17 protein-coding genes and 1 riboswitch are annotated in these 23,042 nt (G+C 72.7%); of the genes, 14 read left to right on the plus strand and 3 right to left on the minus strand.

The features are described 5' to 3' along the window. Positions 1–136: 136 nt before the first annotated feature. Positions 137–268: riboswitch (cobalamin riboswitch) on the plus strand. 144 nt (positions 269–412) lie between these two features. From ACFU8Q_RS12160 to cobI, 7 genes are all read left to right on the plus strand, one after another. Next, the gene (locus tag ACFU8Q_RS12160; protein ID WP_384451549.1) at positions 413–1,456 is read left to right on the plus strand and encodes a cobalamin biosynthesis protein; all 1,044 of its coding nucleotides are present in this window, start codon (positions 413–415) and stop codon (positions 1,454–1,456) included. After that, the gene (locus ACFU8Q_RS12165; RefSeq protein ID WP_384451552.1) at positions 1,453–2,994 is read left to right on the plus strand and encodes a cobyric acid synthase; all 1,542 of its coding nucleotides are present in this window, start codon (positions 1,453–1,455) and stop codon (positions 2,992–2,994) included. The genes ACFU8Q_RS12160 and ACFU8Q_RS12165 overlap by 4 nt, the downstream gene beginning before the upstream one ends. Next, on the plus strand, positions 2,991–6,653 hold the full coding sequence (gene cobN, locus ACFU8Q_RS12170) for a cobaltochelatase subunit CobN (protein ID WP_384451554.1): 3,663 nt from the start codon (positions 2,991–2,993) through the stop codon (positions 6,651–6,653). The genes ACFU8Q_RS12165 and cobN overlap by 4 nt, the downstream gene beginning before the upstream one ends. Positions 6,654–6,822: 169 nt before the next feature. Continuing rightward, positions 6,823–8,841, plus strand: a complete 2,019-nt coding sequence (locus tag ACFU8Q_RS12175) for a putative cobaltochelatase (RefSeq protein ID WP_384451557.1) — start codon at positions 6,823–6,825, stop codon at positions 8,839–8,841. Then, positions 8,841–9,440: a cob(I)yrinic acid a,c-diamide adenosyltransferase gene (cobO, locus tag ACFU8Q_RS12180; protein ID WP_384451559.1), complete on the plus strand. Its 600-nt coding sequence runs from the start codon at positions 8,841–8,843 to the stop codon at positions 9,438–9,440. Before ACFU8Q_RS12175 ends, cobO begins: the two co-directional genes overlap by 1 nt. 10 nt (positions 9,441–9,450) lie before the next feature. Beyond that, entirely contained in the window at positions 9,451–10,815 is a 1,365-nt protein-coding gene (locus ACFU8Q_RS12185; RefSeq protein ID WP_384451562.1) for a cobyrinate a,c-diamide synthase, read from the plus strand. Next, complete coding sequence (gene cobI, locus ACFU8Q_RS12190) at positions 10,812–11,558, plus strand: precorrin-2 C(20)-methyltransferase (protein ID WP_384451565.1); 747 nt, start codon at positions 10,812–10,814, stop codon at positions 11,556–11,558. The genes ACFU8Q_RS12185 and cobI overlap by 4 nt, the downstream gene beginning before the upstream one ends. A gap of 23 nt (positions 11,559–11,581) precedes the next feature. Here the strand turns inward: cobI and ACFU8Q_RS12195 are convergent, their stop codons facing one another. Next, positions 11,582–12,304 (minus strand): ZIP family metal transporter, encoded by a 723-nt coding sequence (locus tag ACFU8Q_RS12195; RefSeq protein WP_384451568.1) that lies wholly within the window; start codon positions 12,302–12,304, stop codon positions 11,582–11,584. A gap of 105 nt (positions 12,305–12,409) precedes the next feature. Between ACFU8Q_RS12195 and cobM the strand changes: the two genes are divergently transcribed. From cobM to cobC, 6 genes are all read left to right on the plus strand, one after another. Then, positions 12,410–13,258, plus strand: a complete 849-nt coding sequence (cobM, locus tag ACFU8Q_RS12200) for a precorrin-4 C(11)-methyltransferase (protein WP_384451570.1) — start codon at positions 12,410–12,412, stop codon at positions 13,256–13,258. Positions 13,259–13,323: 65 nt separating this feature from the next. Continuing rightward, entirely contained in the window at positions 13,324–14,577 is a 1,254-nt protein-coding gene (gene cbiE, locus ACFU8Q_RS12205) for a precorrin-6y C5,15-methyltransferase (decarboxylating) subunit CbiE (protein WP_384451611.1), read from the plus strand. Continuing rightward, on the plus strand, positions 14,574–16,292 hold the full coding sequence (cobJ, locus tag ACFU8Q_RS12210; protein WP_384451573.1) for a precorrin-3B C(17)-methyltransferase: 1,719 nt from the start codon (positions 14,574–14,576) through the stop codon (positions 16,290–16,292). Before cbiE ends, cobJ begins: the two co-directional genes overlap by 4 nt. Beyond that, entirely contained in the window at positions 16,289–16,897 is a 609-nt protein-coding gene (locus ACFU8Q_RS12215) for a precorrin-8X methylmutase (protein ID WP_384451575.1), read from the plus strand. Before cobJ ends, ACFU8Q_RS12215 begins: the two co-directional genes overlap by 4 nt. Further along, the gene (locus ACFU8Q_RS12220; protein WP_384451578.1) at positions 16,894–17,817 is read left to right on the plus strand and encodes a sirohydrochlorin chelatase; all 924 of its coding nucleotides are present in this window, start codon (positions 16,894–16,896) and stop codon (positions 17,815–17,817) included. Before ACFU8Q_RS12215 ends, ACFU8Q_RS12220 begins: the two co-directional genes overlap by 4 nt. Further along, on the plus strand, positions 17,801–18,895 hold the full coding sequence (gene cobC, locus ACFU8Q_RS12225) for an Rv2231c family pyridoxal phosphate-dependent protein CobC (RefSeq protein ID WP_384451581.1): 1,095 nt from the start codon (positions 17,801–17,803) through the stop codon (positions 18,893–18,895). Before ACFU8Q_RS12220 ends, cobC begins: the two co-directional genes overlap by 17 nt. Before the next feature lie 100 nt (positions 18,896–18,995). On the opposite strand, the gene ACFU8Q_RS12230 is transcribed toward cobC, so the two are convergent. Together ACFU8Q_RS12230 and ACFU8Q_RS12235 are read right to left on the minus strand one after the other, a co-directional pair. After that, positions 18,996–20,009, minus strand: a complete 1,014-nt coding sequence (locus ACFU8Q_RS12230) for an SCO1860 family LAETG-anchored protein (protein ID WP_384451583.1) — start codon at positions 20,007–20,009, stop codon at positions 18,996–18,998. A 333-nt stretch (positions 20,010–20,342) separates the two neighbouring features. After that, complete coding sequence (locus ACFU8Q_RS12235; RefSeq protein WP_384451614.1) at positions 20,343–21,419, minus strand: amidohydrolase family protein; 1,077 nt, start codon at positions 21,417–21,419, stop codon at positions 20,343–20,345. Between the two features lie 132 nt (positions 21,420–21,551). Between ACFU8Q_RS12235 and ACFU8Q_RS12240 the strand changes: the two genes are divergently transcribed. Next, a complete protein-coding gene (locus tag ACFU8Q_RS12240; protein WP_384451586.1) occupies positions 21,552–22,658 on the plus strand; it encodes a pyridoxal-phosphate-dependent aminotransferase family protein in 1,107 nt (368 codons plus the stop codon). The last annotated feature ends 384 nt before the right edge of the window (positions 22,659–23,042 follow it).

A 23,042-nucleotide genomic window follows, 5' to 3' on the forward strand; every position in this document is an offset into this window, starting at 1 on the left:
CACGACGTGTGTCCGGCCCGAAGTGCTGCGCCCGGCCCGGTGTGGGCCTCAGCACACTGCACCGTCGCAGGTCAACGGCAAGTTGACGGGCGTTCGCGGAGCGTGGTGGACTGCCGGAGCCAATTACGGCGACAGCAGAGGAAGCCGGTGCGAATCCGGCGCGGTCCCGCCACTGTCACCGGGGAGCAGTCCCCCACACCGGAAGTCACGGCACGCGCGAGCGGGCTGGAAGGCCGGGGGAACTGCGGATCCGGGAGCCAGGAGACTCTCGTCGCCGGTCACGTCGAACCAGGGCGCGGACCCTGAGTGAGGACATATCGCCATGCCTGGCTGCCGTGCGTCCGTTGCTGTGGCGCTCTCGTCGAGAGCCGCCTGTACGAAACTCCTTCGAGGCGTAACGGCCGGTTGAGCCGTGCGTGCCGACCGCATCTTCGCGTACGGCGCCACAGCCGGTCTGATCGGCGATCTGCTGCTCGGTGACCCCCGCAGGGGGCATCCGGTCGCCGCCTTCGGGCGGGCCGCGGCCGACGTCGAGCGCCGGCTGTGGCGCGACCACCGCGGGTGGGGCGCGCTGCACACCCTCGTCTGCGCCGGAGGCGCCGCGGGTGGCGCCGCGCTGCTCACCCGTGCCCTACGCGGCCACCCCGCCGCCTCTGTCGCGTTGACCGCGGCCGCCACCTGGTCCGTCGTCGGCGGTACCTCCCTGGGGCGTGAGGCCCGGACCATCGGCGACGCCCTGGCCGCCGGTGACATCGACCGCGCCCGCGAGCGGCTGCCGCATCTGTGCGGGCGCGATCCGCACTCCCTCGACGGGCCGCAGATCGCCCGCGCCGTGGTGGAGTCCGTGGCGGAGAACACCTCGGACGCCGTGGTCGGCGCCCTGGTGTGGGGTGCGCTGGCCGGTGTCCCCGGGCTCGTCGGCTTCCGGGCCGCGAACACGCTCGACGCCATGGTCGGCCACAAGTCGCCCCGCCACCGGCGCTACGGCTGGGCCTCAGCGCGTCTCGACGACCTCGCGGGCTGGCCCGGCGCCCGGCTCACCGCCCTGCTCGCCGTGGCCTCCGGGGGGCGGCCACGTGGAGCGGTACGGGCGTGGCGGGCGGACGCGGCCAAGCACCCGAGCCCCAACGCGGGCCCGGTGGAAGCCTCGTTCGCGGGTGCGCTCGGCGTACGGCTCGGCGGGACGCTCGCGTACGGCGGCCGCGTCGAGCACCGTCCCGTCCTCAACGGGGAGACGGGCCGGGCGGTGGAGACCCCGGACATCGAACGCGCGGTACGGCTGTCGCGCCGGGTGAGTGCGCTGGCCCTCGGCGTGTGCGTGGCGGGCCGGCTGGGCGTGGCCCTCGCCGTGCGGCGGATCGCGGAAAGCCCGATGGCGGAACGCTCGATCGCAGGGACTTCGGTCGCAGGAATTTCGATGGCAGCACGTTCGATCGCAGGACGGAGACGGACATGAGCGGCGGACTGCTGGTCGCCGGAACCACCTCGGACGCGGGCAAGAGCGTCGTCACCGCGGGAATCTGCCGCTGGCTCGTACGCCAGGGCGTGAAGGTGGCGCCCTTCAAGGCACAGAACATGTCGCTGAACTCGTTCGTCACCCGCGAGGGTGCCGAGATCGGCCGCGCCCAGGCCATGCAGGCCCAGGCCGCCCGGGTCGAGCCGACCGCGCTGATGAACCCGGTCCTGCTCAAGCCCGGCGGCGACCGCTCCAGCCAGGTCGTCCTGATGGGCAGACCCGTGGGCGAGATGAGCGCGCGCGGCTACCACGGAGGCCGGCAGGAAGCGCTGCTCTCCACGGTCGTGGACTGTCTGGAACAGCTTCGGGGCACGTATGACGCCGTGATCTGCGAGGGCGCGGGCAGTCCGGCCGAGATCAATCTGCGGCGCACGGACATCGTGAACATGGGCATCGCACGGGCGGCGCGCTTCCCGGTGGTGGTCGTCGGCGACATCGACCGCGGCGGCGTCTTCGCCTCGTTCTTCGGTACGACGGCGCTGCTCGACGCCGAGGACCAGTCGCTGATCGCCGGCTACCTCGTCAACAAGTTCCGCGGCGATGTCTCGCTGCTGGAGCCGGGCCTGGAGATGCTGCGCGACATCACCGGGCGGCAGACGTACGGGGTACTGCCCTTCGCCCACGGCCTCGGCATCGACGAGGAGGACGGGATGAGGGTCTCCCTGCGCGGGACCGTACGCGAATCGGTCGTCGCGCCGCCCCACGGCGACGACGTACTGCGCGTCGCGGTGTGCGCCGTACCCCTGATGTCGAACTTCACCGATGTCGACGCGCTGGCCGCCGAACCCGGTGTCGTCGTCCGGTTCGTGGACCGCGCCGAGGAGCTGTCCGACGCCGACCTCGTCATCGTGCCGGGCACCCGCGGCACCGTGAAGGCGCTGGCCTGGCTGCGCGAGCGCGGCCTCGCCGACGCCCTGGTGCGGCGCGCCGCCGAGGGCCGGCCGGTCCTCGGGATCTGCGGCGGCTACCAGCTCCTCGGCGAACACATCGAGGACGAGGTCGAGTCCGGAGCCGGGCACGTCGACGGCCTCGGCCTGCTGCCCGTACGCATCCGCTTCGAACGCGAGAAGACCCTCGCCCGCCCCGTCGGCGAGGCGCTCGGCGCGCCCGTCGAGGGGTACGAGATCCACCACGGCGTCGCGGACGTGCACGGCGGCGAAACGTTCGTCTCCGACGGCCGAGGACGTGGCCTCGACGGGTGTCGGGTCGGCTCGGTCCACGGCACCCACTGGCACGGCGCGCTGGAGAGCGACGCGTTCCGCCGCCGCTACCTGACCGAGGTCGCGCGGGCCGCCGGCCGGCGCTTCGTCCCCGCCCCCGACACCTGCTTCGCCGCGCTGCGCGAGGAACAGCTCGACCGCCTCGGCGACCTCATCGAAGAACACGCGGACACCGACGCGCTGCTGCGGCTCATCGAGTCGGGCGCACCGTCCGGACTTCCCTTCATCGCCCCCGGAGCACCTGGAGCACGCGCATGAACGCCCCTACGAGCACCGTGCTGTTGTTGTCGACCGCCGACACGGACCTCCTCGCCGCCCGCGCCTGCGGTGCGCCGTACCGGATCGGCAACCCCACCCGCATCGACGCCCGCGAGGAACTCCCCGCACTGATCGAGGGCTCCTCCGTCGCCGTCGTCCGCCTCCTCGGCGGCAAGCGCGCCTGGGAGGACGGGCTGGCCGTCCTCAAGGCGTCCGGCATCCCGACCGTGCTGCTGGGCGGCGAGGCCGTGCCGGACGCGGAGCTGATGGCCGAGTCGTCCGTACCGGCCGGTGTGGTCGCGGAGGCACTGCGCTACCTCGTGGAGGGCGGTCCCGGAAACCTCGTGGAGCTGGCCCGCTTCCTGTCCGACACCGTCCTGCTGACCGGTCACGGCTTCGCCGAGCCGCAGCAGATGCCCGAGTGGGGGCTGCACGGCGGACGCGCGTTCGTCGAGGGCCGCCCGACCGTCGGGGTGCTCTTCTACCGGGCACACCAGCTGTCCGGGAACACCTCGTTCGTGGACGTCCTGTGCGACGCGGTCGAGGCGCGCGGCGCCAACGCCCTGCCCGTGTACTGCGGTTCGCTGCGAGGCGCGGACGCCGGTCTCTACGAGCTGCTCGGCAGGGCGGACGCCCTGGTCGCCACGGTCCTCGCGGCGGGCGGCACCCGCGCGTCGGACGCCTCCGCCGGGGGCGACGACGAGGCCTGGGACATCGGCGCGCTCGCCGAGCTGAACATCCCCGTCCTCCAGGGCCTGTGCCTGACCTCCTCGCGCGCCGCGTGGGACGCCTCGGACGCGGCGCTCTCCCCCATGGACGCCGCGATGCAGGTCGCGATCCCGGAATTCGACGGCCGGCTGATCACCGTGCCGTTCTCCTTCAAGGAGCAGGGCCCCGACGACGTGCCCGTCTACCGCGCCGACCCCGAACGCGCCGCGCGCGTCGCCGGAATCGCGGTACGTCACGCCGTCCTCAAGCACAGGTCGAACGCCGAGAAGAAGCTCGCCCTCGTCTTCACCGCCTACCCGACCAAGCACTCCCGCGTCGGCAACGCCGTCGGCCTGGACACGCCCGCGTCGGCGGTGCGGGTCCTGGACGCCCTGCGCGACGCCGGTTACCAGGTCGACGGGCACCCCGACAACGGCGACGAGCTGATCCACCGTCTCATCAACGCCGGTGGCCACGACGTCGAGTGGCTGACCGAGGAGCAGCTCGCCGCCGCCCCCGCGCGCGTCCCGCTCGCCGACTACCGGTCCTGGTTCGAGAAGCTGGAGCCGGAACTGCGCGACTCGATGCTGGAGCACTGGGGCGAGCCGCCGGGCTCGCTGTACGTGGACGGGGACGACATCGTCCTCGCCTCGTTGCAGTTCGGGAACGTGGTGGTGCTGATCCAGCCGCCGCGCGGCTTCGGCGAGAACCCGATCGCGATCTACCACGACCCGGACATGCCGCCGTCGCACCACTACATGGCGACGTACCGCTGGCTGGAAAACTCCTTCGGCGCGGACGCCGTCGTCCACATGGGCAAGCACGGCACGATGGAGTGGCTGCCGGGCAAGGGCCTCGGCCTGTCCGCCGGCTGCGGCCCCGATGCCGTGCTCGGCGAACTTCCGCTGATCTACCCGTTCATCGTCAACGACCCGGGCGAGGGCACCCAGGCCAAGCGCCGCGGGCACGCCACCGTGGTGGACCATCTGGTGCCGCCGATGGCGCGTGCCGACACCTATGGCGACCTGGCCAAACTGGAGCAACTGCTCGACGAGTACGCGCTGGTCAGCGATCTCGACCCGACGAAGGCGCCGTCGGTGCGGGCGCAGATCTGGACTCTGGTGAAGGCCGCCGAGCTGCACCACGACCTCCATGTCGACGAGCAGCCCGGCGACGACGACTTCGACTCGTTCGTCATGCACATCGACGGCTACCTCTGCGAGATCAAGGACGTCCAGATCCGCGACGGCCTGCACATCCTCGGCGGTGGTCCCGTCGACGAGGCGCGGGTCAACCTGGTGCTGGCGGTGCTGCGCGCCTCCCAGGTGTGGGGCGGCACGGCGAACGCGCTGCCGGGGCTGCGGGCGTCGATCGCCGGGCACTTCGGGCTCAGCGAGAAGGAGTTGCTGGCCGAGCCGGGCGCCGCGGTGAAGGTGCCGGCCGAGCTGACCGAACTGGTCGACGGACCGGCGCGCACCGGTGCGGACGCGATCGATCTGCTGGAGAAGCTGTGCCGCCGGCTCGCGGAGGGCATGGAGGAGCGCGGCTGGGACCTCGCCGCCGCGGCGGGGCTGGTACGGGACGTCCTCGGCTTCGAACTCCCTGACGCCGTGGCCGTGTTGGGCTTCGCGTGCGAGGAGGTCGTGCCGCGGCTGGCCCGGACGACGGACGAGATCGACCACATTCTGCGGGCGCTGGACGGCGGCTTCGTACCGGCGGGTCCGTCGGGCTCACCCACCCGCGGTCTGGTCAACGTGCTGCCGACCGGGCGCAACTTCTACTCGGTGGACCCGAAGGCGATTCCGTCCCGGCTGTCGTGGGAGGTCGGCCAGTCCCTCGCGGACTCCCTGATCGCCCGGTACCTCTCCGACACGGGCGGCTACCCGAAGTCGGTCGGCCTGACCGTATGGGGCACCTCGGCCATGCGTACGCAGGGCGACGACATCGCGGAGATCCTGGCCCTGCTCGGCTGCCGGCCGGTGTGGGACGACGCGTCGCGGCGGGTGACCGGCTTCGAGGTCGTGCCGGTGAGCGAGCTGGGGCGGCCGCGCATCGATGTGACGGTGCGGATCTCCGGGTTCTTCCGGGACGCGTTCCCGCACGTGGTGGGGCTGATCGACGACGCGGTACGGGCGGTGGCGGAGCTGGACGAGCCGGCCGAGGCCAACTACGTACGGGCGCACGCCGACGAGGACACGGCGGAGCACGGCGACCGGCGCCGGGCCACCGCACGCGTCTTCGGCTCGAAGCCGGGAGCGTACGGTGCGGGGCTGCTGCCGCTGATCGACGCGCGGAACTGGCGGTCGGACGCGGACCTGGCCGAGGTGTACGCGGTGTGGGGCGGTTACGCGTACGGGCGCGGGCTCGACGGGCGGGCGGCCCGCGGGGACATGGAGACGGCGTTCCGGCGGATCGCGGTGGCGGCGAAGAACGTGGACACGCGTGAACACGATCTGGTCGATGCCGACGACTATTTCCAGTACCACGGCGGCATGGTCGCCATGGTGCGGCATCTGACCGGCGAGTCGCCCGAGGCGTACGTCGGCGACAGCGCCACGCCGGACCAGGTGAAGACGCGCACGCTCGGCGAGGAGACGCACCGGGTCTTCCGGGCGCGGGTGGTGAATCCTCGGTGGATGGCGGCGATGCGGCGCCACGGGTACAAGGGTGCCTTCGAGATGGCCGCGACCGTGGACTACCTCTTCGGGTACGACGCGACGGCGGGGGTCGTCGACGACTGGATGTACGAGCGGCTGTCGGCGGAGTACGTGTTCGACCCGGAGAACCGGGAGTTCATGCAGAAGTCCAACCCCTGGGCGCTGCGCGGGATTTCGGAACGGTTGCTGGAGGCGGCGGAGCGGGGGCTTTGGGCGGAGCCGGACCAGGAGACCCTGGACCGGCTCCGGGCGACCTACCTCGAGCTCGAGGGTGATCTGGAGGGGGACGCTTGAACGCCCCGGACACTCCCGCAACTGCGAGGAGCACACATGGGATGGCCGTGAGGGCAATCTCGTGCTCGGAACATCCCCACGTCCGCGAGGAGCACGTCCTCGCTCTCACCGACCTCGTGCCCGACGACCGGCCATTCGTCCCGGCATCACCCGAAGGAGTGATCAACGCGTGAGTGTTTCCTATCCCTTCACCGCCATCGTCGGACAGGACGACCTCCGGCTCGGGCTGCTCCTCAACGCCGTCTCGCCGGCTGTCGGCGGGGTGCTGGTGCGCGGCGAGAAGGGGACCGCCAAGTCCACCGCCGTGCGGGCGCTGGCCGCACTCGTGCCGGAGGTGGCCGTCGTCCCCGGGTGCCGGTTCTCCTGCGCCCCGGACTCGCCCGATCCGGCGTGTCCCGACGGGCCCCACGAGGCCGGGTCCGGCGTGGCGCGGGCGGCGCGGACGGTCGAGCTGCCCGTCGGTGCGTCCGAGGACCGGCTCGTGGGGGCGCTCGACATCGAGCGGGCACTCGCCGAGGGCGTGAAGGCCTTCGAGCCCGGGCTGCTCGCCGAAGCGCATCGCGGGATTCTGTACGTCGACGAGGTCAACCTGCTCCACGACCACCTGGTCGACCTGCTGCTGGACGCGGCCGCCATGGGTGCCTCGTACGTGGAGCGCGAAGGTGTCTCCGTACGGCACGCCGCGCGTTTCCTGCTCGTCGGGACCATGAATCCCGAGGAAGGGGAGCTCAGGCCTCAGCTCCTCGACCGTTTCGGGCTGACCGTCGAGGTCGCCGCCTCCCGTGAGACCGATCTGCGGGTCGAGGTGGTGCGGCGTCGGCTCGCGTACGACGACGATCCCGCCGCCTTCGCCGCCCAGTGGGCCGACGAGGAAGGCGTGTTGCGCGCGCGGATCGTCGCCGCGCGTGCACTGCTGCCCCAAGTGCGGCTCGGTGACGGCGCGTTGCGCCAGATCGCGGCCACCTGTGCGGCCTTCGAGGTCGACGGGATGCGGGCCGACATCGTGATGGCCCGGACCGCCACGGCGCTGGCCGCCTGGGCGGGGCGTACCGATGTACTGGCCGAGGACGTACGACAGGCGGCCCTGCTCGCGCTCCCCCACCGGCGCCGGCGCAACCCCTTCGACGCGCCGGGGCTCGACGAGGACAAGCTCGACGACACGCTGGAGCAGAACAGCGGCGAGGACGACGATCCGGACCCGGACGGCCCGGGTGGCGGCGGCCGGCCGCCGCGGGGCGACGGACCCGACACGCCGCCGCAGCCCGAGGGCGGGGCCGGCGACACGCCCGCGCAGTCCGTGCCCGAACAGGGCAAGGAGCAGGGACAGGGGTGGTCCTCGGGGGGCGGCGAGCAGCAGCCCGTACGGGCCGGTGAGCCGTTCCGTACGAAGATGCTGAGTGTGCCCGGTCTGGGCGAGGGCGCGGCGGGGCGGCGGTCCCGGGCGCGTACCGAGCACGGACGTACGACCGGTGCGCGGCGTCCGCAGGGCGCCCTGACCAAGCTGCATCTGGCGGCTACCGTGCAGGCCGCCGCCCCGTATCAGCGGGCGCGGGGGCGGTCGGGGCGGGGGCTGGTGGTCCGGCGGGACGATCTGCGGCAGGCGACCCGGGAGGGACGCGAGGGAAACCTCGTTCTCTTCGTCGTGGACGCGTCCGGGTCGATGGCCGCCCGGCAGCGTATGAGTGCCGTGAAGGGTGCGGTCCTTTCGCTGCTGCTGGACGCGTATCAGCGGCGGGACAAGGTCGGGCTCATCACCTTCCGGGGCAAGGACGCCGAGGTGGTACTGCCTCCGACCTCGTCGGTGGACGCGGCGGCGGCACGGCTGGAGATGCTGCCGACCGGTGGGCGTACGCCCGTCGCGGCCGGGCTATTGAGGGCGCACGAGGTGTTGCGGGTGGAGCGGCTGCGTGATCCGTCGCGGCGGCCGTTGCTGGTCGTGGTGACCGACGGGCGGGCGACCGGGGGGCCCGAGCCGGTGGCGCTGGCGACGCGGGCGGCGCGGCTGCACGAGGCGGAGGGCGTCGCGTCCGTTGTCGTGGACTGCGAGGCGGGGCCCGTACGGCTCGGCCTCGCGACCGGCCTCGCACGGGATCTCGGCGGCACCGCCGTCACGCTCGACGAGTTGCGGGCCGAGTCGATCGCCGGGCTCGTCAAGGACGTTCAGGGAACCAGCAGGAGGGCCGCGTAATGCCGCAGGGACAGCCGACCACCGTGCCGGACGACGGGCTCACCACCCGTCAGCGCCGCAACCGTCCGCTGCTGGTGGTGCACACCGGCATCGGGAAGGGGAAGTCGACGGCGGCCTTCGGGCTCGCGCTGCGGGCCTGGAATCAGGGGTGGCCGATCGGGGTCTTCCAGTTCGTCAAGTCGGCGAAGTGGAAGGTCGGCGAGGAGAACGCGCTGAAGGTCCTCGGGGCGAGCGGCGAGGGCGGGTCCGTGGCCTGGCACAAGATGGGCGAGGGCTGGTCGTGGGTGCAGCGCGACAAGCAGCTGAACAACGAGGAGGCGGCGCGCGAGGGCTGGGAGCAGGTCAAGCGCGACCTGGCCGCCGAGACGTACCGGCTGTACGTCCTCGACGAGTTCGCGTATCCGATGCACTGGGGCTGGGTCGACACCGACGAGGTGATCGAGGTGCTTCGGAGCCGTCCCGGTACCCAGCATGTGGTCGTCACCGGGCGCAACGCGCCGCAGGAACTGGTGGAGGCCGCCGACCTGGTGACCGACATGTCGAAGGTGAAGCACCCGATGGACGCCGGTCAGAAGGGTCAGCGGGGCATCGAATGGTGAGGGGCCCGCGGTGAACGTTCCGCGTCTGGTGATCGCCGCGCCCTCCTCGGGCAGCGGCAAGACCACCGTGGCCACGGGGCTGATGGCGGCCTTCGCGGGCCGGGGTCTCGCCGTGTCCGGGCACAAGGTCGGGCCCGACTACATCGACCCCGGCTACCACACGCTGGCCACCGGGCGGCCGGGGCGCAATCTCGACGCGTACATGTGCGGTCCGGAACTGGTCGCTCCGCTGTTCGCGCACGGGGCGCGCGGCTGCGATCTGGCGGTCGTCGAGGGGGTGATGGGGCTGTACGACGGGGCGTCGGGCCACGGTGAGCTGGCGTCGACCGCCCAGGTCGCAGGGCTGCTGCGGGCGCCCGTGGTGCTCGTCGTCGACGCGTCGTCGCAGTCGCGGTCGGTGGCCGCGCTGGTGCACGGCTTCGCCTCGTGGGACCCGCGGGTGCGGATCGGTGGCGTGATCCTGAACAAGGTCGGCTCGCAGCGGCACGAGGCGCTGCTGCGGGACGCGCTGGACGAGTCGGGCGTGCCGGTGCTGGGGGTGCTGCGGCGGGCGGAGCAGGTGGCTGTGCCGTCGCGGCATCTGGGGCTCGTGCCGGTGGCCGAGCGGCGGGGCGACGCGGTGGCCGCTGTCGCGGCGATGGCGGACCGGGTGCGGACGGGGTGCGATCTGGAAGCGCTGATGGCGTTGGCACGGTCGGCGCCCGAGGTGCCGGGTGAGGCGTGGGACGCGGTGGAGGCGGTGGGCGCAGGCGGGGCGGGGAAGCCGGAGCTGGGCTCCGGGGTGGTCGCCGTCGCGTCCGGGGCCGCGTTCACGTTCTCCTACGCCGAGCAGACCGAGCTGCTCGCCGCCGCCGGGGCCGAGGTCGTGCCGTTCGATCCGTTGCGGGACGAGGTGCTGCCCGAGGGGACTCGGGGGCTCGTCGTCGGGGGCGGGTTCCCGGAGGTGTACGCACCCGAGCTGTCCGCCAACGAGCCGTTGCGCAAGGCGGTCGCGGAGCTGGCGGCCTCCGGGGCTCCGGTGGCCGCCGAGTGTGCGGGGCTGCTGTATCTGGCGCGGTCGCTCGACGGGCTGCCGATGTGCGGGGTCCTCGATGCCGAGGCGCGGATGTCCGAGCGGCTGACGCTGGGCTACCGGGAGGCCGTGGCGGTCTCCGACAGCGTGCTGGCGGCACCCGGGACGCGGGTGCGCGGGCACGAGTTCCACCGGACCGTGCTGGAGCCGGGCGCCGGGGCCGAACCGGCATGGGGCCTGCATCAGCCGGAGCGGCGCGTGGAGGGGTTCGTGCAGCGGGGCGTGCACGCGAGTTATCTGCATACGCATGGGGCTTCGTCGCCCGCTATGGCCCGCCGATTCGTTGAGAGGTGCAAGGGATGAACCACGGTGACGTGACGCGCAGGCTGGTCGGCGTCGGTGTCGGGCCCGGTGACCCGGAGCTGGTGACCGTCAAGGGTGTGAACGCGCTGCGCGCTGCCGCGGTCGTCGTCGTGCCGGTGATGGACACCGGTGAACGGGGGCGGGCCGAGGCGACCGTGCTGCATTACGTGGTGGCCGACAAGGTCGTACGGGTGGTGTTCGCGCTCAATGAGCGGACCGACCGGGCACGCCGGGAAGCGGCCTGGGACGCGGCGGGTGAGCGGGTCGCCGAACTGCTGCGTACGCATGGTTCGGTGGCGTTCGCGACGATCGGTGACCCCAATGTGTATTCGACGTTCACGTATCTCGCGCACACGATAGGTGAGCTGCTGCCGGGTACGGCCGTGGAGACGGTGCCGGGGATCACGGCCATGCAGGATCTGGCCGCCCGCAGCGGCGCGGTGCTGACGGAGGGTACGGAGCCGTTGACGCTGGTGCCGGTGACCGCGGGGGCCGCGGTGCTGAAGGAGGCACTCGAAGGTCCCGGGACGGTCGTCGCGTACAAGTTCGGGCGACTGGCGGCGGAGGTGGCCACGGCGCTGCGGGAGACGGGGCGTACCGAGGACGCGGTGTGGGGTTCGGCGCTCGGGCTGCCCGAGGAGTCGATCCGGCCGGCGGCGGAGCTGGCCGAGGGGCCGTTGCCGTATCTGTCGACGCTGATCGCGCCCGCGCCGCGCGACGGCGGGCGGGGCGGGAAATTGTGAGGCGCCCGGCTGCGGCCCGGTGGTCAGTCCGCGATGCCCACCACCAGCCAGATGAAGCCCACCCCGGCCACCGTGCACAGCAGCGTGGAGCGGGCCGGGTGTTCGTGGTGTGCCTCGGGCAGGATCTCGGCGGCGGCGAGGTAGAGCAGTGCGCCGCCGAAGAAGCCGAGATAGCAGCCGAGCGGTTCCTCCGGAAGGGTGAACAGCAGCGTCGTCGCCGCGCCCACGAGCGGTGCCAGGGCGTCCGCGAACAGCATGAGCAGGGCCTTGCGGCGGGCGTTCCCGTACAGGCTGGTGATCGTGTAGGTGTTGAAGCCGTCGGCGAAGTCGTGCGTGATGACGGCGAGGGCGACGGCGGCTCCCATGCCGGCGCCCACCTGGAAGGCCGCGCCGAGCGCGACGCCGTCCATCAGGCTGTGGCCGACCATCGCCGCCGCTGCCGTGAGTCCGACCTGCGGCACCCGCTCCTCGCCCGCGCCGTGTGCCGCCTGGCGTACGGCGAGCAGACGCTCCACCAGGTGCGCGACGAGGAAGCCGCCCACGAAGAGCAGCAGCGCGGCGGGGACGCCGAAGACGGGGTCGCCCGCGGCGTCGATGGCTTCCGGCAGCAGGTCCAGTCCGACCACGCCGAGCATCAGTCCGCCGGCGAAGCCGAGCACCAGGTGGCGGCGGTCGGTGACGCGTTGGGCGACCCAGCCGCCGGCCAGGGTCATCAGGAACGCGCCGAGCGCGACGAACACCGCCATGCGCTCTTGCTAGCCGATTGACCCCGGTGCGCGCATCTCAGCGCGCGCTGCCGTCCGTCCCGTCCTTCATCTCCCGTATTCCGTTTCCCGAAAGGACCCCGTCCCATGTCCGAAGCAGCCGACGCAGCCGGCCCGGTCGCCGGGCCCACCCACGGCAGAGTGACGTTCGTCGGTGCCGGTCCCGGCGCCGCCGATCTGCTGACCTTCCGGGCGGCGCGGGCCATCGCGGATGCCGACGTCGTCATCTGGGCGGCGAGCCTGGTGCAGGCGGAGGTCCTGGAGCATGCCCGGGAGGGCGCGGAGATCCTCGACTCGGCGCAGATGTCGTTGGAGCAGGTCGTCGCCGTGTACGAACGTGCGGCGGCGGAGGGGCTGAAGGTGGCCCGTATCCACTCCGGCGACCCGGCGCTGTGGGGCGGCACGCAGGAACAGGTCGACCGGTGTGCCGGGCTGGGGGTGGCGGTCGAGATCGTGCCGGGGGTGTCGTCGTTCTCGGCGGTCGCGGCGATCGCTCAGCGGGAGCTGACGATTCCGGAGGTCGCGCAGTCCGTGATCCTGACGCGTCTCGGTGGCGGCAAGACGCCGATGCCGCCGGGCGAGGAGGTGCGGGAGTTCGCGCGTCACGGCACGACGATGGCGCTGTTCCTGTCGGCGGCCCGGTCCGGGCAGCTCACCCAGGAACTGTTGGAGGGCGGCTATCCGACATCGACGCCGGTCGTGATCGCGTACCAGGCGACGTGGCCGGAGGAGCTGATCCTGCGCTGCACGATCGCGACCCTGGAGGAGACCGTCAAGGAGCACAAGCTCTGGAAGCACACCCTCTTCCTGGTCGGTCCGGCGCTGTCGGCGTCGGGGACGCGTTCGCACCTCTACCACCCGGGGCACTTCCACGGTTTCCGCAAGGCCGACAAGGCGGCGCGGGCCGAGCTGCGCGCCCAGCGGTCCGGCTCGTGACCGGCGTCTTCGGTACGGGTACGGCCGCGCGGATCCCGGGATTCGGTACGGGTACGGCCGCGCCGATCCGGGTCTTCGGTACGGGGACGGGCGAGCCGCTCGGTCGCGAGGCCCGGGAGGCGCTGGCCGTGGCCACGCTGGTGGTCGGCGCCCGGCGTCATCTGGAGGCCGCGGGGCCGGCGGAGCAGGTCGAGCGCGTCGTGCTCGGCCCGCTGGGGCCCGCGTTCGACCGGATCGCGGAGCATGTGCCCGGCGCCGGGGCGCGGGTGGTCGTGCTGGCCTCCGGCGACCCCGGATTCTTCGGGATCGTACGGGCGCTGACGGAGCGTTTCGGGCCGGACGCGCTCGACGTACGGCCGGGAGCGCCGTCCGTCGCGGTCGCGTTCGCCCGGCTCGGGCTGGCGTGGGACGACGCGGTCGTGGTCAGCGCGCACGGCCGCGACCCGAGGACCGCCGTGAACGTGTGTCTGGCGCATCCGAAGGTGGCCGTCCTGACCGGGCCCGGCGCCGGTCCCGCGGAGCTGGCGGCCGGTCTGGCGCACGGAGCCGGAGAACGCACCCTGGTCGTGGCGACGGCGCTCGGCGATCCGGAGCGGGAACGCGTCGAGCGGCTGACTCCCGCCGAGGCACTGGCCCGTGACTGGCCGGATCCGGTGAGTGTGGTGCTCTGCCTGGACGAGTCCCGGGTGCTCTCCCCCGTACGGACCGTCGCGGGAGCGTCCGCCGGGCCGGGGCAATGGGCGCTGGACGAGGCGGAGTTCGAGCACCGCGACTCGATGATCACCAAGTTCGAGGTGCGGGCACTGGCGCTGGCCCGGCTGGGGCCGCGCACCGGCGACCTGGTGTGGGACATCGGCGCGGGTTCGGGTTCGATGGCGGTGGAGTGCGCGCGGCTCGGCGCGGCGGTCGTCGCCGTGGAGAAGACCCCGGACGGCGTCGGGCGGATCAGGGCGAACGCGGCCGCGCACGGGGTGTACGTCCGTGCCGTGCACGGCTCGGCGCCCGCCGTGCTCGACGGTCTGGGCGAGCCGGACGCGGTGTTCATCGGGGGCGGCGGACGTGAGCTGCCCGCCATCGTGACGGCGTGCTCCCGGCGTGCGCGGCGCTCGGTGGTGGTGGCGCTGGCGGCGCTGGACCGGGTGCCCGAGGTGCGGGCGGCGCTGGCCGGTGCCGGGCTCGTGCCCGAGGGCGTACTGCTGCAGTCCTCCCGGCTGCGGCCGCTGCCGGGCGAGGTGACGCGGCTCGCCGCGGCCAACCCGGTCTTCCTGCTGTGGGGCACCCGCCCCGCGGTTCGTGCAAGTGAAGGAGCAACCCAGTGATCGGCCTGATCTCCGCCACGGCGGCGGGCACCATGGCCCGCGACCGGCTGGCCGCGGCGTGGCCCGGCCGCACCGCGGTCTACGAGGGACCGGTGCGCGAGGCCGTGCAACGGGCGTTCGCCGAGTGCGAGCAGTTGGTGTGCTTCCTGGCGACGGGGGCCGTGGTGCGGCTGCTCGCGCCGCTGCTGTCGGACAAGTCCGCGGACCCGGGTGTCGTCTGCGTCGACGAGGCGGGCCGCCACGCGGTGGCGCTGCTCGGCGGGCACGGGGGCGGGGCGAACGCGCTGGCCGAGGCGGTCGGTGAGGTGCTGGACGCGGCGCCGGTCGTGACGACGGCGACGGACGCGACGGGGGTGCCGGGGCTGGACATGCTGGGCCTGCCCGTGGAGGGGGACGTGGCGGGCGTGTCGCGCGCGATGCTGGACGGGGCTCCGGTGGAGCTGCGCGCGGACGCGGTGCGGCCGTTGCCGCCGCTGCCGCCGAACGTGTTCCCCGGTGCCGAGGGCCCCGCGGTGCTGCATGTCACCGACCGGATCGTCGAACCCGGTTCCCTGGCCGCCGTGTTGCGGCCCGCTTCGCTCGCCGTCGGGGTCGGTGCGTCCAGGGGCGCGCCGGTCGAGGAGGTCGTCGGGCTGATCCGCGACACCCTGGAGGAGGCCGGGCTCTCGCCGCTGAGCATCGCGGAGTTGGTGACGGTCGACGCGAAGGCGGACGAGCCCGGGATCGTCGCGGCGGCGGCGCGGTTCGGCGTACCGCTGCGGACCTGCGCCGCCGAGGAGCTGGCCCGCATCGAGGTACCCAATCCGTCGGGCGCGCCGCTCGCCGCCGTCGGCACGCCGTCCGTGGCGGAGGCCGCGGCGCTCGCGGCGGGGGGCGAACTCCTTGTACCGAAGCGGAAGTCGGCACCGCAGGGGCGGGCGGCGATGGTCACGTGTGCGGTGGTGCGCCGGGCCCCGCGCGGGCGGCTGGCCGTCGTCGGGCTCGGCCCGGGTGCGCGCGATCTGCTGACGCCGCGGGCCCGGGAGGAGCTGCGGCGAGCCTCGGTGCTGGTCGGGCTCGATCAGTACGTGGACCAGATCAGGGACCTGCTGCGGCCCGGCACCACCGTCCTGGAGTCGGGTCTCGGCGCCGAGGAGGCGCGGGCCCGCACCGCGGTCGCCGAGGCGCGCAAGGGGCATGCGGTGGCACTGATCGGCAGTGGTGACGCGGGGGTGTACGCGATGGCGTCGCCCGCCCTCGCTGAGGCCGGCGCCGATATCGATGTGGTGGGTGTGCCGGGTGTGACGGCCGCGCTGGCGGCTGCCGCGATTCTGGGCGCCCCGCTGGGCCACGACCACGTGTCGATCAGCCTCTCCGATCTGCACACGCCGTGGGAGGTCATCGAGCGCCGGGTCAGGGCCGCGGCCGAGGCCGACCTGATCGTGACGTTCTACAACCCGCGCAGCCGGGGCCGCGACTGGCAGCTCCCGAAGGCCTTGTCGATCCTGTCCGAGTACCGGGAACCGGCGACTCCGGTCGGTGTCGTACGCAATGCCTCGCGTCCGGACGAGAGCAGCCGGGTGACCTCGCTGGCCGCTCTGGACCCGGCGACGGTCGACATGATGACGGTCGTGACGGTCGGCAACACGGCCACCCGCGAGATCGCGGGCCGCATGGTGACCCCGCGCGGCTACCGCTGGCAGGCGGCCACCACGGCGCGGGAAGGAGCGAAGTGAACCGGCCCTGGGAGCGAACCGTTCACCCCATCGAGCAGGAGTCGTACCGGCGGCTGCGCGCCCGCCTGGACACCTCGCACTTCGCACCGCTGACCCGGGCCGTCGTGGAGCGGGTCATCCACTCCGCGGCGGATCCGGAGTACGCGACGGACCTGGTCTGCGACGAGGCGTCGCTCGTCGTCGCACATGCGGCGCTGCACTCCGGTGCGCCGGTCGTCACCGATGTCGAGATGGTCGCGGCGGGCATCACCCGCCGCGAGACCGTGTGCCGGCTGAGGGAGGCCCGTTCCGGCCCCGGGCTGACCCGTTCGGCACATGCGATCCGGCTCGCGTACGAGCAGGTCGGGCCCGGTGCGATCTGGGTCATCGGCAACGCGCCGACCGCACTGGAGGAGTTGCTCGTCCTGGATGCCGCGCCCGTGCTCGTCATCGGACTGCCGGTCGGTTTCGTCGGCGCGACCGAGTCGAAGGCGGCGCTGCGCGAGAGCGGTCTGCCCGCCGTGAGCAATGTGTCGGAGAAGGGCGGTTCTGCCGTCGCCGCCGCCGCCCTCAACGCCCTGCTGTACCACCCCGTACCCCCCACGACCACCGAGGAGAACCTGTGACCACCCCGGCCACTCCGGCCACCCAGCCCGCACTGCTCATCGCCGGCCACGGCACCAGGGACGAGGGCGGGGCCGCGGCGTTCCGTGACTTCGTGACGGAGCTGGGCGAGCGCCACCCCGAACTGCCCGTCGCGGGCGGCTTCATCGAGCTGTCCCCGCCGCCCCTCGGGGACGCCGTGACCGAGCTCGTCGGGCGCGGTGTCCGGCGCTTCGCCGCCGTACCGCTGATGCTGGTGTCGGCCGGGCACGCCAAGGGGGACATTCCGGCGGCGCTGACCCGTGAGAAGGAGCGCCACCCCGGCATCTCGTACACCTACGGCCGTCCGCTCGGCCCTCACCCGGCGCTGCTGAACGTGCTGGAGCGCCGGGTGGACGAGGTGCTGGGCGACACCGACCGGTCCGAGGTGACGGTGCTGCTGGTGGGCCGGGGTTCGACCGACCCGGACGCCAACGCCGAGGTGTACAAGGCGGCGCGGCTGTTCTGGGAGGGGAGGGGTTACGCCGGGGTGGAGACCGCGTTCGTGTCGCTGGCGGCGCCCGACGTACGGTCCGGTCTCGACCGTTGCGTGAAGCTGGGTGCCGGGCGCATAGTCGTTCTGCCGTACTTCCTCTTCACCGGCATCCTGCCGGACCGGGTGCGTCATCAGACCGAGGAGTGGGCCGCCGCCCATCCGGAGCTCGATGTCCGCCCGGCCGAGGTCATCGGTGGTGCCGAGGAACTGTTCGACCTGGTCATGGAGCGCTACCGGGAGGCCGTGGAGGGCGATCTGCGGATGAACTGCGACTCATGCGTGTACCGAATCGCGCTGCCGGGCTTCGAGGACAAGGTGGGGCTGCCGCAGCAGCCGCACTTCCACCCCGACGACGACGGCCACCATCACCACCACCACCCTCATGGCGGTCATGCACACTCCCATTGAAAGCCCCGACGCGACAGGCGCGGGCACGCACGATCTGCGGCACCACGGTGACGCGGAAGTACGGGGACGGGGCCGGGATCTGACCGATCTCGCCGTCAATGTACGGACCGGTACGCCCCCGGCCTGGCTGCGGGCGCGGATCGCCGCGTCGCTGGGCACGCTCGCCGCGTATCCGGACGGTCGTCCGGCGCGGGCGGCGGTCGCGGTCCGCCACGGGCTGCCGGTGGAGCGCGTGCTGCTGACGGCGGGTGCGGCGGAGGCGTTCGTGCTGATCGCACGGGCGCTGCCGGCCTGCCGTCCGGTCGTGGTACATCCGCAGTTCACCGAGCCGGAGGCGGCGCTGCGCGCGGCCGGGCACGAGGTGCGGCGGGTGCTGCTGCGCGCCGAGGACGGTTTTCGGCTGGACCCGGCGGCCGTGCCCGAGGACGCGGATCTGGTGGTGGTCGGCAATCCGACCAACCCCACGTCGGTCCTGCATCCGGCGGCCGTGCTGAAGCAACTGGCGCGTCCCGGGCGGACGTTGGTGGTCGACGAGGCGTTCATGGACGCGGTGCCGGGCGAGCGCGAGGCGCTGTGCGGGCGTACGGACATCCCGGGGCTCGTGGTGCTGCGCAGCCTCACCAAGACCTGGGGGCTCGCGGGGCTGCGGATCGGTTACGTGCTGGCCGCCCCGGAGACGATCCGCGTGCTGGAGAGGGCGCAACCGCTGTGGCCGGTGTCGTCCCCGGCGCTGGCGGCGGCCGAGGCGTGCATGGAGCCGCGGGCGCTGGGCGAGGCGGCGGCCGCGGCGGAGCGGATCGCGGTGGACCGGGCCCATCTGGTCGCGGGGTTGCGGGAGTTCTGCGAAGTACGGGTGGCGGAGCCGGCCGAGGGGCCGTTCGTCCTGGTGCGGCTGGAGGGGGCCGCCGAGGTACGGGAGCGGTTGCGGGCGCTGGGGTTCGCGGCGCGGCGTGGGGATACGTTTCCGGGGCTGGGTCCGCAGTGGCTGCGGCTGGCGGTACGCGACCGGGCGACGACGAACCGTTTCCTTCAGGCACTCGACCAGGCTCTGCAGACGCTGACCACGGTCCCACGCTGACCGGTCGGCCCACGGGGAGCGGCGCTCCGTCACGCGAACGCCGCTCCCCGCCCCCATCCCGGCCTGCGTCTGCCCCCCTCGGGCCTTCAGCCGTGCGGGGTCAGCCCTGGGCGCGGCGCCTGGCCACGACCATCGCCCCCGCGCCCGCCGCCAGCAGCAGGGCGGCGCCGCCCGCGATGTACGGGGTGGCCGAACTGCCGCCCGTCTCCGCGAGGTTGGAGTCGACGGCCGGGGCGTGGCCGGTGCCGGTCTGGGGCTTCACGTTGCCGCCGTCACCGCCACCGGTGGCACCGGAGGTGCTGCCCGACGTACTGCCGGAGGTGCTCCCGCCCGTCGCGCCGCCGTTGCCGGAACCTCCGTTGCTCGTACCGCCGTTGTCGCCGCCGCCCGGCTCGGTCCCCTTCGGGGTCTCGCAGGTCGCCTCGGCGAGCGTGACCTCGCCCCGCACATCGGCGACGTTCAGCTTGAGCGGGTTGACGGAGACCTTCAGTTGCAGTGCGGTCGCCGCCGCGGTGCGCGAGGTGGTGTGCGTCTTCGACAGGTCGAGGGTCACCTCGCCGACGCCCGGCACCCGGACCTCCGTGGTGCCGCCTGCGCTGAGGTCGATCCGCTTACCGAGGACCGACACATGCCCCAGCGCGTTCGACTCCGCGACCGGCTTCTTCCCCACCTCGCAGACGGCCTTGGAGGTGACCTTCTCGACCTCGATCAGCGAGAGCAGCGGCAGTCCGGGCACATGGACCCGGGCCTTCGCCACGTTGCTGTAGCCCTCGGCCCGATGCTTGCCGACGGTGGCCTTCGCGGTGGCCACATCGGCGCGCAGGACGCTGAACGGCCGTCCGCCGTCCACCCCGTCGAGCCGCACGCTCAGCGCGGTCTTCTCGGCACTGGCGGGTGCCTGCACTTCATTGAGCGTGGCCTTGAGCGGCACATCGACGGTCTTGTTCAGGAGCGAGACGTCGAGTGCGGCACGGAGCACGACCGCGCTCGCCTTCCCGTCGCCGGTGGTCGTGGTGGTCGTCGCGGTGGCGGCGTGCGCCGGGACGGCGACCAGCAGGGCGACAGGAGCGGCGGCGACCGCCAGGGCGGCCAGGCGGAAGGTGTTGCTGTTCAAGATGGTGGAACCCCCACAAGAGACATGGAGCCACCGGCACCGTCCAATGGGGGACATCGCGGGCACCGGTGACCTCGACCCCGAAAGCCTTACGCACAGAGGGTGAACCGTCAGACACCTGACGCGAGTTCACCCCAAAGGGGGGTTTTCGCGCTTGTATTCGAATATCTCGGTACGTTCGTTCCTCGGAGTCACCCGATCCATTGAGCGCGGACGGCGCAGGCATCGACTGCGCCGGGGTGCACGCAAAGGTGTTTCAACGACCCGGCAGCGATGCGGTAACCGCCTGTCAACACGGCACACCCGGCGGGAAGGCGGTCCGGTGAGCCGCCCTCAGCCGATCACCCGCCCGTTCAGCACCACCCGTCGCGGCGCCGCCAGGATCCGTACGTCCGCCCGCGGGTCCTCGTCGTACACCACCAGGTCCGCCGGGGCACCCTCCTCCAGCACCGGCCGACCCAGCCACCGACGCGCACCCCAGGTGGTCGCCGACAGCGCGTCCAGGGCCGGGATGCCCGCCTTGACCAGTTCGGCGACCTCGTCCGCCACCAGCCCGTGGGCGAGCACCCCGCCCGCGTCGGTGCCGACGAAGACCGGAATGCCGGCGTCGTACGCGGCGCGCACGGTGTCGTAACGCCGCTCGTGCAGCCGCCGCATGTGGTCCGACCAGCGGGGGAACCTGGCGTCGCCGCCCGCCGCGAGCGAGGGGAACGTGGCGATGTTGACCAGCGTGGGGACGATCGCGACACCGCGCTCGGCGAAGAGCGGAATGGTCTCCTCGGTCAGCCCGGTGGCGTGCTCGATGCAGTCGATCCCGGCCTCGACGAGATCACGCAGCGAGTCCTCGGCGAAGCAGTGCGCGGTGACCCGGGCGCCGAGCCGGTGCGCCTCGGCGATGGCCGCCCGGGCCGCCTCGCGCGGCCAGCAGGCGGTCAGATCGCCCACCTCCCGGTCGATCCAGTCGCCGACCAGCTTCACCCAGCCGTCGCCCCGGCGTGCCTCCTGCGCGACGTACGCGACCAGCTCGTCCGGCTCGATCTCGTACGCGTAGTTCCGGGTGTACCTGCGGGGCCTGGCGATGTGACGGCCGGCCCTGATGATCTTCGGAAGGTCCTCGCGGTCGTCGATCCACCGGGTGTCGGCCGGTGAACCGGCGTCCCGCAGCAGCAGCGCACCCGCCTCCCGGTCGGCGAGGGCCTGCTTCTCGCTGGTCGCCTCGTCGACGGCGCCGTGGTGGTCGAGCCCGACGTGACAGTGGGCGTCGACCAGCCCCGGCAGCGCCCAGCCGGTGACGGTCACCGCCTCGTCCGCGCCGGGCGGCCTCGCGTACGAGATCCGTCCGTCGACGGCCCAGAGCTCGTCCCGGACGTCCTCGGGTCCGACGAGCACCCGCCCCTTCACGTGCAGCACCCGCGGTGCCCTGTGATCGCTCATGAACAGCACTGTACGAGGCGCTGTCCGACGCCCTGGGTACGCTTCGACGGAAGCACCGTCCGTACGCGGCACCGCAGCGCACCGACCCGATCCGAAGAGAGCACCACCGTGACGCACCCCTTCCTCGACCTCGCCCCGCTCACCGCCGCTCGTTTCGCGGCCATCGAGAAGCGGGTGGCCGGCCTCCTCGCCACCGAGCAGGACGTCGTCATCACGCAGGGCGAGGCGCTGCTCCCCCTCGAAGGCTGCATCCGGGGCGGCGCCCGGCCCGGTTCGACCGCGCTGAACGTGGTCACCGGCCCGTACGGGCAGACCTTCGGGAACTGGCTGCGGGACTGCGGTGCCAATGTCGTCGATCTGGCGGTTCCGTTCCACACGGCGGTCACCGCCGACCAGGTGGCGCGGGCACTGGCCGAGCACCCGGAGATCGACTTCGTCTCCCTGGTGCACGCGGAGGCGGCGACGGGGAACACCAACCCGGTCGCCGAGATCGGCGAGGTGGTCCGTTCGCACGGGGCGCTGTTCATGCTGGACGCCGTCGCCTCGGTGGGCGCGGAGCCGCTGCTGCCGGACGTGTGGGGCGTCGACCTCTGTGTGATCGGCGCGCAGAAGGCGATGGGCGGCCCGGCCGGGGTGTCGGCGGTTTCGGTGAGCGAGCGCGCCTGGGAGCGGCTCGCGGCCAACCCGCAGGCCCCGCGCCGCTCGTACCTCTCGCTCCTGGACTGGAAGGAGCGCTGGATCGACGGCGGTCGCAGGACACTGCTGCACGCCCCCGCCCAGCTGGAGATGCTGGCGCTGGAGGCGTGCGTGGAGCGGATCGAGGCCGAGGGCCTGGACGCCCTCATGGCCCGCCACGCCTCGGCCGCCGCGGCGACGCGTGCGGGCGCCGTGGCGCTCGGCGGGGGCCTGTCGCCGTATGTGCACGAGGCGGGGAACGCGGCGCCGGTCGCGACGACGCTGCGCACCCCCGAGGGCGTCGACGCCGCCGAGCTGGTCGCGCGGGCACTCGCGGCGGACCCGTCGCTGCCGCTGATCGCGGGCGGGGGCGCGCTGTCCAAGGAGATGATCCGGGTCAATCACTACGGTGTGGATGCGACGCGGGGTGCGGTGCAGTCCTCGCTCGCGGCTCTGGGGGCGGCGCTGGCCGATGCGGGCCGGCAGGTCGACTTCGAAACTGCCCGCAAAGCCGTTTCGGAAACCTGGCCGAGCGAATAAATCCACACCGGAACGCCGTTATTCCATAAATGCGGGGAGCTGCTTTATTCAGAGCAGCTCCCCGCATTCTTCTGCCCGCTTTCCCGGACCCTAAACACCCGAGTTTCGAGGGCCTCGATCCGGGCTCGATCCACACAATTCCACTGCGCAACCCGAGAGTTATGCCCTTGTGACCGATTCCACATCGCGCCCATTATGCCGGATAAATAGCACCCAAAACAGAAGAAAGCGCGGCCGGATCGCGCCGGGGCACGCGCCCGCGTGATAACACGAAGGACCACTCCGCCCAACCCCTGGCATCGATGCAATTTAGAAATTTGCTAGGTAAATTCAATTCCCATGACCGCCGCACCCGCAGATTTTGCACGTGCCCGAAGCGAATTC

Source organism: Streptomyces sp. NPDC057543 (assembly GCF_042801895.1).
Taxonomy (GTDB): domain Bacteria; phylum Actinomycetota; class Actinomycetes; order Streptomycetales; family Streptomycetaceae; genus Streptomyces.